The 13,390-nt window shown below is 34.0% G+C and carries 12 protein-coding genes; 4 read left to right on the top strand and 8 right to left on the bottom strand.

The genetic code is table 11. From position 1 onward, the window contains the following. Window positions 1-82 precede the first annotated feature (82 nt). The 6 genes from H3T80_RS01340 to H3T80_RS01315 all read right to left on the bottom strand — a co-directional run bounded on the left by H3T80_RS01340 (window position 83) and on the right by H3T80_RS01315 (window position 5,928). On the bottom strand, window positions 83-2,017 hold the full coding sequence (locus tag H3T80_RS01340; protein ID WP_198199462.1) for a tRNA(Met) cytidine acetyltransferase TmcA: 1,935 nt from the start codon (window positions 2,015-2,017) through the stop codon (window positions 83-85). A gap of 3 nt (window positions 2,018-2,020) precedes the next feature. After that, window positions 2,021-2,476 carry a DUF441 domain-containing protein gene (locus H3T80_RS01335; RefSeq protein WP_198199460.1) on the bottom strand — a complete coding sequence of 152 codons (456 nt, stop codon included), beginning with the start codon at window positions 2,474-2,476 and terminating at the stop codon, window positions 2,021-2,023. Then, window positions 2,476-3,186: a phosphoribosylaminoimidazolesuccinocarboxamide synthase gene (purC, locus tag H3T80_RS01330; protein WP_198199458.1), complete on the bottom strand. Its 711-nt coding sequence runs from the start codon at window positions 3,184-3,186 to the stop codon at window positions 2,476-2,478. Before purC ends, H3T80_RS01335 begins: the two co-directional genes overlap by 1 nt. A 200-nt stretch (window positions 3,187-3,386) precedes the next feature. Next, a complete protein-coding gene (gene bamC / locus H3T80_RS01325; RefSeq protein WP_198199456.1) occupies window positions 3,387-4,157 on the bottom strand; it encodes an outer membrane protein assembly factor BamC in 771 nt (256 codons plus the stop codon). Window positions 4,158-4,193: 36 nt separating this feature from the next. Beyond that, window positions 4,194-5,072, bottom strand: coding sequence for a 4-hydroxy-tetrahydrodipicolinate synthase (dapA, locus tag H3T80_RS01320; protein WP_198199455.1), 879 nt, complete (start codon window positions 5,070-5,072; stop codon window positions 4,194-4,196). 97 nt (window positions 5,073-5,169) lie between these two features. Then, window positions 5,170-5,928, bottom strand: a complete 759-nt coding sequence (locus H3T80_RS01315) for a Nif3-like dinuclear metal center hexameric protein (protein WP_198199453.1) — start codon at window positions 5,926-5,928, stop codon at window positions 5,170-5,172. Between the two features lie 224 nt (window positions 5,929-6,152). Between H3T80_RS01315 and fbp the strand changes: the two genes are divergently transcribed. Together fbp and rnt are read left to right on the top strand one after the other, a co-directional pair. Then, window positions 6,153-7,154, top strand: coding sequence for a class 1 fructose-bisphosphatase (gene fbp, locus H3T80_RS01310; protein WP_198199446.1), 1,002 nt, complete (start codon window positions 6,153-6,155; stop codon window positions 7,152-7,154). Between the two features lie 510 nt (window positions 7,155-7,664). After that, window positions 7,665-8,330 (top strand): ribonuclease T, encoded by a 666-nt coding sequence (gene rnt / locus H3T80_RS01305; RefSeq protein WP_294912969.1) that lies wholly within the window; start codon window positions 7,665-7,667, stop codon window positions 8,328-8,330. An 82-nt stretch (window positions 8,331-8,412) separates the two neighbouring features. Here rnt and H3T80_RS01300 read toward each other — a convergent pair whose 3' ends face one another. Continuing rightward, complete coding sequence (locus H3T80_RS01300) at window positions 8,413-8,751, bottom strand: Grx4 family monothiol glutaredoxin (RefSeq protein ID WP_198199444.1); 339 nt, start codon at window positions 8,749-8,751, stop codon at window positions 8,413-8,415. Between the two features lie 428 nt (window positions 8,752-9,179). Then, entirely contained in the window at window positions 9,180-11,021 is a 1,842-nt protein-coding gene (locus tag H3T80_RS01295; protein ID WP_198199442.1) for a hypothetical protein, read from the bottom strand. A 389-nt stretch (window positions 11,022-11,410) separates the two neighbouring features. Here H3T80_RS01295 and H3T80_RS01290 point away from each other — a divergent pair, with 389 nt between their 5' ends. Beyond that, window positions 11,411-12,586, top strand: coding sequence for a pyridoxal phosphate-dependent aminotransferase (locus H3T80_RS01290; RefSeq protein ID WP_198199440.1), 1,176 nt, complete (start codon window positions 11,411-11,413; stop codon window positions 12,584-12,586). Continuing rightward, window positions 12,571-13,389 carry a MetQ/NlpA family ABC transporter substrate-binding protein gene (locus tag H3T80_RS01285; protein ID WP_198198955.1) on the top strand — a complete coding sequence of 273 codons (819 nt, stop codon included), beginning with the start codon at window positions 12,571-12,573 and terminating at the stop codon, window positions 13,387-13,389. The genes H3T80_RS01290 and H3T80_RS01285 overlap by 16 nt, the downstream gene beginning before the upstream one ends. Window position 13,390 lies beyond the last annotated feature (1 nt).

Raw genomic sequence — 13,390 nt, 5'->3', positions numbered from 1 at the left:
TACTTTAATTTGGCGACATTTTAAACGTAGATTAAATTAGACAGCAATATACTTTACGCTTTTTAGTATTAAATTATTTTGTTTACATACAGTCAGGTTGGTTATTTGTGAACCAAGATTTGACTTCATGTTTAATTGACTTAATTAATTGATTACGGCCGGTTAATTGATATTGTTTTATTAATTCTGATTCACTAGTCTTTTGTTGCACTAATGCTTTAAGTAGTGGCATTGGTGTTTTACTATGGTTAACATTTGTATTAGCCAAACGACACAATGAAGCATAACAAGCTTCAAACGGTCGATGATAATCACAAAATCCTTGTAAAACTTGATAATCATCTAAAGATAAGTTTTGTTGATCATTGATTGTTAACAATTGATTAAACGGCAAATCGATAATATTCGCAAGCCAATAGGCATTACGTTGTAAACGCTGTACTAAACGTTGTGTTAGCAGATGACCTTGCTGAGTAATTGGCTTTATTGCCATCATAGAATAACTACCTGAATTCGCTTGTTTATGGCTAGCAATGTGTACCAATGCAAATCCACAAGCAAGCCAAAACTGATAATTTGCTTCACTATAAGCAAAACTAACCGAAATAAAATCATTATTATTTATGGATGCATGTTGATAAATATGTTGTACTAAATGTTTAGCTATCTTTTGACGTCGATAAGGTTCAATAACCGCAATACGGTTAATTCTAACCGACTTAAGTTTAGCAGCCAGTTTGTCACCAGCATGAGCTACCAGTGATTGTGCAACTAAATTACCTTTAGGTCGCCGAGTACCACGCCATACTTCATCAATTAGCTCATTTGGCAAATTACCTTCATTAATTGTTACTGCTGCTGCAATAAGTTGTTCGGTATGATTGACTTGCCACACCGATAAATTTTCTGCATCAAATAACCTTCTTAAATCAACCAATGTTGTTTGATAATGCGCCATTTTCAATAAATAAAAAATTGATTTTAGTGCGTTAATATCTTGCCTTTCAGTGATAAAATAGCTAATTGTATGTTCATCAATTTCCGATTTTATATCGCTAGTTGATACGCCATTGAGTAACAACTTGTCAGTTAACCGTTCTAAATCATCATTATCTTGCCAACGGATGGGTTTATCTAAATAAAATCGCCTAGCGGATTGTGTTTTTAATAACTTTAGTAAAAAACCTTGCCCAGTACCTTCATAACCTTCTACTGTGGTGGTCAGTAAAATTTTGCTTTGTTTAGACAATGCTAATTGCAATATTTTTTCTAGCATTGGTAATGGTATCATGGCAGCTTCATCAATAATTAACCAGTCAGGAAATTGATGTTCATTCATGACCATTAATTGATCAGGTGCGTAGAATGATATATCAGCCTCAGCAAACTGGAAAAAAGTCACTAATGCATTTTTATTAGGTGCTGTTACCCAACATCTCCGATGATGAGTAAACAGCCCTGCCAATGCTGATTTACCTCGGCCTCGTTTAGCTATTAATATATTTAGTGAGCTATCACTTTGCAATAATTGTGTTAGCACTATTTGCTGTTGAGTTACATCGCTATCTTGATTTTCCAAGGATTGGATAATTGGCATATCAACATGTGCAAATTCCAGCAATGTTTGCTGTAAATGACGAATAAAATTAGGTACCATAATTGGAGTAGTTGATTCATTCCAACGTAAACTATCTTGATCAAGCCAATTAGAATAACTTTCAGGTAGAAGTAAAATAAGAACACTATTTTTAATTAAGGTACCAGCTAACATAGCAAAAGCATCAAGATTAAAACCGTCAGTGGCATCAAAAATAGCATGCTTAAACTCTTGTCCAAGTAAAGATTTAGCATGTTTTGGATTAATATAATGGTGAATGGCATCTGGTAAATCAGTCTGCGTAGTAATCGTTATCCAATCACCAGAAAACTGATTAATTATAGCGTTAATTTGATTAAATAATTGGGTACGACAACCTTGTAACACCCATAGTTTTCTGGTGCTAGTAGGATTAATCATCAATTAACTTTTTCCAATTAATAGTGACAATATACCAGCTGCAATTAATGGTCCAACCGGCACACCTTTGAAAAAAGCGACCCCAATCAAGGTACCAATAATTAAACCATTAACAATAGTAGGATGAGCGCCAATTAATGATATCCCTCGAGTACCTAACCATGACACTAAAATACCAACTAAAATGGCTAAAAGTGATTGCCAAGTGGTAAATGATTTTAAAATTTCGTTGATTTTTAATGAACCATCAGCCAAAGGAACCATCATTGCTGCAGTTAAGATAACAATACCAATGGTTAAGCCATATTGATTTAAGAACGGAAAATAGCTTGCTAGTGGTGTTAATTTAAATAACAACAGCAACAATACCGCAAAGGTCACTGTGTTATTATGCGTAACATAACACAGTGCAGCTAAACCTAATAAAAGAAAAAAAGAGATATCAAATTGGGCAAACATTAAAGTGGAACACCAATACGTTTGGCAACCTCTTCATAAGCCTCAATGACACCGCCAAGTCCTTGACGGAAGCGATCTTTATCCATTTTTTTCAAGGTTTCTTTTTCCCATAAGCGACAACCATCTGGAGAGAACTCATCACCTAAAGTAATTTCATCCTTGAATAAACCAAACTCTAACTTGTAATCAACCAGAATCAAGCCGGCTTTATCGAACAACTCGGTTAAAACAGCGTTGATTTTAAAGCTAAGTTCCTTCATGGTAGCTAACTGTTCGTCAGTTGCCCAGCCAAATGATTTACAGTGTGACTCATTAACCATTGGGTCATGTAGTGCATCATTTTTTAAGAATAGTTCAAATGTTGGTGGATTAAGGATTTTGCCCTCTTCAACACCTAAACGCTTAACTAATGAACCAGCAGCACGGTTACGCACCACACATTCAACTGGCACCATATCAAGTTTTTTAACCAGTACTTCATTGTCTGATAATAGGGCTTCAACCTGAGTTGGTATACCTGCTTCACGTAACTTTGTCATAATAAAATAGTTAAATTTATTATTTACCATCCCTTTACGATCTAACTGCTCAATGCGCAGTCCATCAAAGGCCGACGTATCATTACGGAATTCAAGAATCAATAGATCAGGGTTGTCAGTGGTGTAAACAGTTTTTGCTTTACCACGATAAAGCTCAGCCAACTTCTTCATGTTTATAACCTTATATCAAATTGCCAATAAATAATTAAGGAGCTATTCGCCCCTTAATTTCAAATCAAGTATCGTTACCTTATTGTATAATCTTTCATTATTGTATCAATAAAGGTAACCAAAAGTTACTCCACTATTGGGTTAAAATAGCCTTTGTACCGTTTTAACTCGTGTAGATGATAGATTATCGGAACGTTAAATTAGCGATCATTTCTGATGCCATCGCGAATATCATCTTTAAGGTCTTCTTTCAGCGCTTTATTTGGATCTGATTCTTTATCATCTTTTTTATCTTCATCTGTTTTTTCTTTAACCGGTACAGTTCGTAGCGATTCAGGAGCGACATCATCCATTATTTGATTAAATAATCCAACAGTATAACGCTGAACTTCGATCGGTTGTGACATAAGATCTTCACTGCCACGCGTTAATGTGTGTAACACAATAGTAATTGTTTCTGTTTCACCTAATATTTGACGTTTAAAAATATATGATACATCGACCGGTTGTTGTTCGTCTCCTCGAGCAATAACAGCATTACCTGTTTTAATGGTATTATTGTCACTTGCAACGATTGAAATATTTTGCTTAGCCAATGTGTTTGGGATACTGTTCCAAACACCACTACTAATCGGTGCGTTAAATGTTACTGTAGCATTGTTATAAATAGCAAATGCCTCATCAACTGTTGTAATCGGCACCGTTGGTGGACGAATGTCAAGATGTTTACCTAATGCACCTTCAATATCACTATTATCAATATAGAAGTCACCGGCTTCAATTGGTACAGAAACCCCTTCTGGAATAACTAACGCTTTTAAGGATGGTGAATTAAGGTAGTCTTCATTACCATCAATCTCTCGTTTATAATTTTGATCACTACTACAGCCAACAAGAAATATAGAAGCAAATGCAGAGATAATAGCTATTCTTTTAAAGGCATTGCTTTTTAATACAGTTTTATTCAACATAAATTCCTGCTTATAAATTAAGGGTTATAGTCAATATTACAGTAAATTAGCATCTTTTAATGCTTGCTCAACTACCGGAATGGCTGCATCACTTAATGGTACTAATGGTAAACGAATTGTTCCATTTGCCATTAAACCTAATCTGGTGCAAGCCCATTTTGCTGGAGTTGGATTAGGTTCAATGAATAAATTTGTATGTAATGCCATTAAAGTATCATTTAAAGCTCGAGCCTGTTGAATTTGATTATTAATTGCCAACTCATAAACCGTCGCTACTTGTTTAGCTGCCACATTAGCAGTAACTGAAATAACACCATTACCCCCTAAAATAATGAAGTCTAAGAAAGTTGCATCATCGCCACTTAATAACTTAAATTCATCACCAACCAATTTACGAGTTTTGTATACACGTGAAAGATCGCCTGTTGCATCCTTCAACGCCACAATATTTTTAATTTCCGCTAATCGACCTACAGTTTCCGGCTTAATATCACTACAGGTTCGACCTGGTACATTATAAAGAATTTGTGGTAATTCGGTATTTTCTGCGATAGCTTTGAAATGTTGGTATAGGCCTTCTTGGGTTGGTTTATTATAATAAGGAGCTACTGTTAAACAGCCTACCACACCAATATTTTCAACTTGACGAGTTAATTCGATCGCTTCTTTAGTAGCATTTGAACCAGTTCCAGCAATAATATCAATACGCCCATCAGAATAATCAATTGTGCGTTTAATAACATCAATATGTTCATGATGATTGAGTGTAGCTGATTCGCCAGTAGTTCCTACTGATACAATAGCAGATGTGCCATTTTCAATATGATATTCGACCAATTTTTTTAAGCTTACATGGTCGACATTTCCTTTCGTATCCATTGGAGTAACAAGTGCGACCAGACTTCCTGTAAACATAAAGCGACCTCTCATATTTTTTGTTTGTCAAAACAACTTAAAGATTAAAAAAACTGCGAATAAGTATGCGATATTTCTTATTTAAATTCAACATTTGTTATGCAGGATTATCAATATCGACAAAAATAATTTCTAAGTCATAGTGATTAGATAACCATTCACCTAATTTTTTGATACCACAACGCTCAGTTGCATGATGACCAGCGGCATAAAAATTAATACCATATTCACGAGCGATATGAATAGTACGTTCCGATACTTCACCGGTAAAAAAGGCATCAATGCCTTGTTGAGCTGCCGATTCAATAAAATCTTGACCACCACCACTACACCATGCCACTCGATTAATTACAGTTGGCGCATTATCACCACAAAACAGCACTGAACGTTGACCATTATGTAATTTTTGTTCAAGTTTTTGTTTAAACTCTAGCGCTGTAAGTGGATTGTTTAAAGTGCCTGTGAATAATAGATCGGTTATGTCTTCACGCATATCAACTGTAATATCCAACATTTGCCCTAGCAATACATTATTACCTAAAACAGGATGACCATCTAATGGCAGATGATAACTATATAAATTAATATCATGTTTGAGTAATGTTCTCATACGATGATATTTAATCCCAGTAATAATCTGTGGTTCATTCTTCCAAAAATAACCATGATGAACCAACACAGCATCAGCATTAAATTCCACTGCTTTATCTAACAATAATTGACAAGCTGTAACCCCTGTCACAATTTTTTTAACTTCCGATCGTCCTTGAACCTGTAATCCATTTGGTGCATAGTCACGATATCTTGTCACTTGCAATTCATTATTAATGATTTGTTGAAGTTCAAATTGATGCAAAATAACCTCACTTTTTAAATTTAACCCGCTCTATGTATGAAAAACGCAGATGGAATCAAACAATTTGAATTAATTAAACTTTTTTCACACAAAAAACTAACTAACGACTTTCTAATTATAGTCGCTTTCTCAAAATATCTCACGTATATTATCGAAAAATAGATTTCGATTTAACTACTGAAATTTATATTATACAGACATTGATATAAAGGATTTATGAAACAATGAAAACTCTCGGTGAATTTATTATTGAAAAGCAATCGGAATTCCCTCATGCCACTGGGGAATTAACTGCACTTATTTCGGCGATTAAATTAGGTGCTAAGGTTATTAATCGAGATATTAACAAAGCAGGATTAATAGATATTTTAGGCGAAAATGGTTCAGCGAATATTCAAGGTGAAAAACAGATGAAACTTGATGTTTTTGCTAATGAAACGTTAAAAAATGCACTTGAAGCAAGAGGAGTCGTAGCCGGTATAGCATCGGAAGAAGAAAATAATTTGGTTATTTTTGGTAAAGATCGCGCAACGGAAGGAAAATATGTCGTATTAATGGATCCGCTTGATGGTTCATCAAATATTGATGTAAACGTATCAGTCGGGACAATTTTTTCAATTTATCATAGAATTACCAAAATAGGATCCCCTATTTCAGAACAAGATTTTTTGCAACCTGGTTATAAACAAGTAGCTGCTGGTTATATTATTTACGGCTCATCGACTATGTTAGTTTATACTACAGGTTGTGGTGTACATGCTTTTACTTATGACCCTTCATTGGGCGTTTTTTGCTTATCCCATGAAAATGTCCGTTTCCCAAAACAAGCAACTACTTATTCGATTAATGAAGGTTACTATTCTAAATTTCCTACCGGAGTCAAAAAATATATCAAGTATTGCCAAGAAGATGATGATAAAACACATCGCCCTTACACTTCACGTTATATCGGTTCATTAGTATCTGATTTTCATCGAAACTTATTAAAAGGTGGTATTTATATCTATCCTAATACAGCTCAGTATCCTAAAGGTAAAATCCGTTTGTTATATGAAGCAAATCCAATGGCATTTTTAGCAGAACAAGCTGGAGGAAAAGCAACTAACGGATACCAACGAATTTTAGATATAGAACCAGAGCAATTACATCAACGCACACCATTTTTTGTAGGTATGAAATCAATGGTGGATGACGCCGATCGTTTTATGGCCGAATATAAAGATTGATATATAGATGAATGATAAATTAACTTATTATTCATCATATTATTTAATTAATTTATCTAACATATTGAAATTTATGGTTAATTTATTATAGTTTTAATTATTTCACTGAATCATAATTATTATTTATGAAACAATGGGTTTAAAAAACTTGAACTTTACTCGATTTAATAAAAAATTAATAATTTTCACATGATGACTAATTATGATTTAAAGCTAAAAAACCTTACCAGCTATGTTGCAACATGTTTAATGGACATAAACTCAAAACAGATCTTCAATATCTAGCAATTATTATCCATTACTTAACCTACTAAGCGAGGTATTTTATTACCCCATAAATAAAAAATAACATAAGCAATCTAGGCAAAACTTTCTTCCTAAAACGTATTAAGTTTCTTACAATTCAATGTTTAATCTAAGTAAACAGTTAAAAATTACGATTAATCTAGTCGAAATAAGCAAAAACTGGCATAATAGCCAACAATTTTTGCCAAAGTAAGACAATGCATTGTGCCAAACGCCAAATTATGTGAACGCTTTCGTGGTTTCTATCCTGTTGTAATTGATATTGAAACATCAGGGTTTGATCCTAATCAAAATGCAATTTTAGAAATTGCAGCTATTACATTGAAAATGGATGAAGAGGGCTTTTTAGCACCAGATGAAACGCTACAATTCAATGTAAAACCTTTTGAAAATGCAATTTTGGAGCCGACAGCTTTAGCATTTAATGGAATTGATCCTGATAATCCGTTACGTGATGCAGTTGATGAAAAAATCGCATTAGAAGCGATATTTAAACTTGTGAGGAATGGTATTAAGGCCAATGACTGTACCCGAGCAGTTATTGTGGCTCATAATGCTCATTTCGACCATAGTTTTTTAATGGCTACATCTGAACGAGCAGGCATCAAACGCAATCCTTTTCATCCTTTTGCTACCTTTGACACAGCTTCGCTTAGTGGATTAGTGTTTGGTCAGACCGTCCTTGCTAAAGCGTGTGAAGCAGCTGAAATGCCATTCGATCATAAACAAGCCCATAGTGCCTTATATGATACCGAAAAAACAGCCATTTTATTTTGTGAAATTGTTAATCGCTTTAAACGACTTGGTGGTTGGCCATTATCAAATAACGATCATCATGCAAAAGAAGTAATTGAGCAGCAATTAGATTGAAAAAAACGAAGTCAAAACTTTAAATAAAAAAGAGAGTCGCAAGCTCTCTTTTTTACATCCTGCTTTTTTTAAATACTAAATATTATGATTTATGTTTCTCGGCTGTTTGTTTGATCAAAGTCTGTAATTCACCAGTTTGAAACATTTCTAACATAATGTCACAACCACCCACTAATTCACCTTCAACCCAAAGTTGCGGAAAGGTTGGCCAGTTAGCATATTTTGGTAATTCAGCTCGAATATCGGGATTTTGTAAAATGTCCACATAGGCAAAAGGTACACCACATTGTGATAATACTTGGACCGCTTGTGCCGAAAATCCACAACTTGGCAATTTTGGTGATCCTTTCATATAAAGAATAATCGGATTTTCAGCAATTTGCTTTTTAATCTTATCAAGTGTGGTTAATTCAGTTGTCATTAGGTTGATTCCTTAATATGTCATAACAATAAAGCTACTATTTTAACGTAGAAAAAGGTCAAGTTATACAGATTTATTTGTTTACTTGAAGAGAAAAATATATATCGAATAACATTCTTTTAAGTTATTAAGCCACTCTAAATTATTTGGATTGTGTATTTTAATTACTTATGCCAACAAAACGATTATGCTTATAAAGTATTTTGACATAAATTTTTATTAATAAACATTCATATTAATAAATTAACCTCATTTATACTATATTTATTATCTTGCTCAAAAGTAAGACTAAGATGCAATACAGTCTCCCTTCCGATTGTGGTAATCTCTAAAATAACCATGTATATGCTCATCAAGTGCATTTACATTAAACAAATATTATTCAAAATAACCATAGAAGATAGACTATTTTTCCATCATCTATTTTTTTATGGCGAAACGCAAACTGCTCGGTTATCTCCGCTGTAATGTCCATAGTAAAAAACTCGGCCATATGCAGAATTGGTTACTAAGGGACGTCCATTATACCTTGAGCTTCTATTCTCCATATTATTGGCTGTTAAATACCAATAACTATCCCAATCACTTTCTGAATAACCATGGCAAGCACCAATAAAGCTATCAATTACGTTACTTCCGTTCACCAAACAGCCCCATTCATTAAAGATTCCCCCCATCCAACGATCTCCATCTTGATAGCTTAATTGACGCTTATAAGAACGATAGTAAGACTCTAAACCACCATCTGAAATTCCTCCAGTCCAACCTTCCGCTCTATCATTGGCAGTGGTTAATTCGTTCACTTCAGGTAAATGATAATTACCTAAACTACGACAATAATTTTTTGCTTGCTCCTGATATGATAATATTACAGAGTTATCTCTTATTCTTTCGTTGCCATACGTTACTCCTGGTTGGACAATATACCAACGCATTAACTTAAACTCATATAATAAATTACGTTTACTTCTATCTGCATACAATCTAAATGTTACAGGTCTAAAACTTTTATCAGCTGAATTATAACGTGGTCCAACAAGTTGAACCTTCAAAGCGGGCTCTACCACACCATAAGGCCTTGTTGACGCTGGTCCTCTAAAAGTATGCTCCCATTTTTCAGTCGTGCCAGCACTCAGTAATAAACTAACATTTCCCCCTTCTACCGCACTTACCGTTCTACCATTAACCGCTAACGCTTCTTCTGGAGTAATACCTGAAAGTACCATATAAAAATACAATCCATGAGAACCTGTACTCGGGAAATTATTTCGCATCATTGAATCTTGACCTTGATAATCACCATCGTTATTTAACTTCATTACCTGATAACCTCTAGCGGCTCGAGGACCATTAAGTGGCCCTACTACCTCCCATAAATCACCAAACTCAAAGACAGCTGATGACGCTGATAGAGCGTCAGGGACTAAATTAGGTTGTACATTACATACTGATGCTGCGGAAGCACTAGGTTGGAAATAATAAGTATGACTATCACTACTAATAAAACTAGCTTTAGGTTCACCATAGGTTGTATTTAATTCATTATCACTGACACTGATTGTTAATCGATATGGTCCATGGCAAGCATTAATCACAGAATCTGGATCACTACGAACTGCTTCAGTAATATTGGTATAAGAATTAAAAGAATTCTCCCTCTCAACTGTTCTATTTCGAACAGCCCAAACAACACTAATTTCACCTGTTGCGGTTACAGTAATATCACCATTGCTATCATCAAAACCATCGCCATCATCATCATAAAAGTAATTAAAAGGTGGCCTTGCTAAATCATTAAAATCTATTTTGGGATAATAAACGTTTCCTTGCGAAGGTAGAGGAACATGGGTTTTAATATTAGAGTAACGCTCATCTAAATTTGGTAAAATTATTGGATTGGTGGAGCTTGAAGTATCTTGAGTCGGCTTAATTACCGTTCCATCTGATAAGGTTATGCTTAATAGATCTTCGGCTCCTTCAACTTTTGTTTGTCCTCCATCTATGCTTAAATAAGGAGCGGAGCCATGAATAACACTGTTAGTAACAACCGACAAAGCCTGACTAGATAAAGGAAATGAAAAAATAATTACAGGCGTTAAAGTCACAAAAGACTTCATCTGAAAAAACAGACTTGATAAATCCCTTAAAAAAGAAATGAAAGATAAACTACAACGAAATGATAAACTTTGCCTGCAATAAGTATAAGAATTAAAATTATAAGTTAGGCATGGTTTGGTGTTTGGTGTTTGGTGTTGTAAATTATAATGCATTTCGACAATCCTGTCAATTAAATTTATGATTAATTTAATTTTTATCTAAATTTATTTGTTTAAATAACTAATAAATGATCAATAATCCTACCTAAAATTATAGAGATAAAAAAAAACCATACAACAATTTTTTGTTATTTAATATGTTAATATTTTGTAAATATTATTAATAAGTTACACTAAAAAAAACATTCGATACTATAACCTTCTTTTCCTTAATTTTTTCACTTTAAAAATGGCTTTTCTCAAAAATATTAAAAGATCTAATATTTTCCCTCTATTTAGTTATAAGAAAAAAATATAACTATATATAAATATATTATTTAACAGTTAAATTAAGTTTTTATATTATAATCACTTGCTTCATAATTTTATTAAATAAAAAAACAATGCATAAATTAGCCAATCGACTCGATCACTTTTCTGATTCAGTTATCCGTCGGATGACTCGGATCGCTAATCAATATCAAGCAATCAATTTATCTCAGGGGTTTCCTGATTTTGACCCACCTAAACCTTTAATTGATGCATTAAAACAAGCTGCGGATGATGGTCCTCATCAATATGAAATTACGTGGGGTTCAGCTGAATTTCGACGTTTATTAGCTAAAAAACAACAAAAATTAATGAATATTGATATCAATCCTGATGAAAATGTGCTGGTAACATGTGGTAGTACCGAAGCAATGATGTGTGCGGTGATGACGGTCTGTAATCCGAAAGATAAAGTTATTATCTTTTCACCTTTTTACGAAAACTACGGGGCAGACGCGATTCTATCCGATGCTACCCCAATTTATGTACCGCTAATTCCACCAACATTCGAATTTGATAAGCAACAACTACGACAAGCTTTTGAACAAGGAGCTAAAGCTTTAATTTTATGTAATCCTAGCAATCCTTGTGGCAAGGTATTTACCAAAGCAGAACTTGACTATATTAGTCAACTAGCTATCGAGTTTGATGCTTACATTATTACCGATGAAGTTTATGAGCATATGGTTTACGCACCACATCAACATCTCTATTTGGCTAGTTTTCCTAATATGAAAGAGCGAACAATTTGCTGTAGCTCACTATCGAAAACCTATTCGATAACTGGTTGGCGACTTGGATATATTATTGCTGATAAGAAAATTATTGACGGTTGTAAGATGATTCATGATTTTCTTACCGTTGGTGCTGCAGCACCATTGCAAAAAGCAGCTTGTGCAGGATTAGCCTTAGGTGAAGATTATTACCAACAGTTAACCCAAACCTATACTGATAAACGGCGTTTATTTTTAAAGGGATTAGATGACATAGGACTTACTTATTATGAACCTCAAGGTGCTTATTATGTCTTAGTTGATATTTCAGAGATTAATCCTTTTAATACTGATTTTGAATTTTGTGAATGGTTAATCAGAGAGATTGGTGTAGCTGCCGTACCAGGCTCCGCCTTTTTTAAGCACCCTGAATATCGCTATATTCGCTTCCATTTCGCAAAACAAGAACCAACGCTAATTGCAGCTTTAGAAAGATTATCCAAACTCAAGGAAAAATTATCATGTTTAAAAAACTAATTGTGGCTAGTTTAGCTATTTTATCGTCTTTAATTGTCTTAACTGGTTGTGACAATGCTAAAAAAGAAAATCAAATTACGGTAGGTGTTGCCGCTGGGCCATATGGTGATATGTTTAAACAAGCTATCGCACCAGGTCTAGAAAAGAAAGGTTATCAAGTAGAAATTCGTGAATTTAGCGATTATGTCCAACCAAACTTAGCACTAGCCAATAAAGAGATTGATGTTAATTTGTTTCAACATTTAACTTACCTTAATAACTTTAAACAAGCGCGCAATTTAGATATCACTGCTGTTGGCTTTGTACCAACTGCTGGCGCTGGAATTTATTCAAATAAAATTACTGATTTTTCACAGTTAAAACAGGGTGATCAAGTCACTATAGCTAACGACGTGACGAATGAAGCTCGTGCATTACGTATTTTAGAAGCAGCAGGATTAATTAAACTCGACCCAAATGTGGATAAAAATAATCTCACCCCTAACAACGTAATCGAAAATCGTTATGGTTTAAATATTGTACCCATTGAAGCACCACAAACACCACGTTCTTTAGATAGTGCTGTATTATCAGTAGTTAATGGCAATTATGCGATTGGTGCTGGGTTAGATCTTTCAAAAGCGCTTTATCAAGAGGTATTAGATAAAGATCTCAAAAATGTTATTGCGATTCGCAATGAATCTAAAGATAAATTAGGCCAAGACATTATCGAAGTACTTAAATCACCTGAATTTGCTCAAGTGATTAATGATAAAAATGGTATTTTCTATACCTTCCAAAAACCAGATTATCAGTTATTTTAAT

It is taken from the genome of Gilliamella sp. W8145 (genome assembly GCF_016101145.1).
Classification (GTDB): domain Bacteria; phylum Pseudomonadota; class Gammaproteobacteria; order Enterobacterales; family Orbaceae; genus Gilliamella; species Gilliamella apis_A.
Note: the sequence above shows the minus strand (reverse complement) of the source record. Positions and strands in the feature narration are given on the sequence as shown.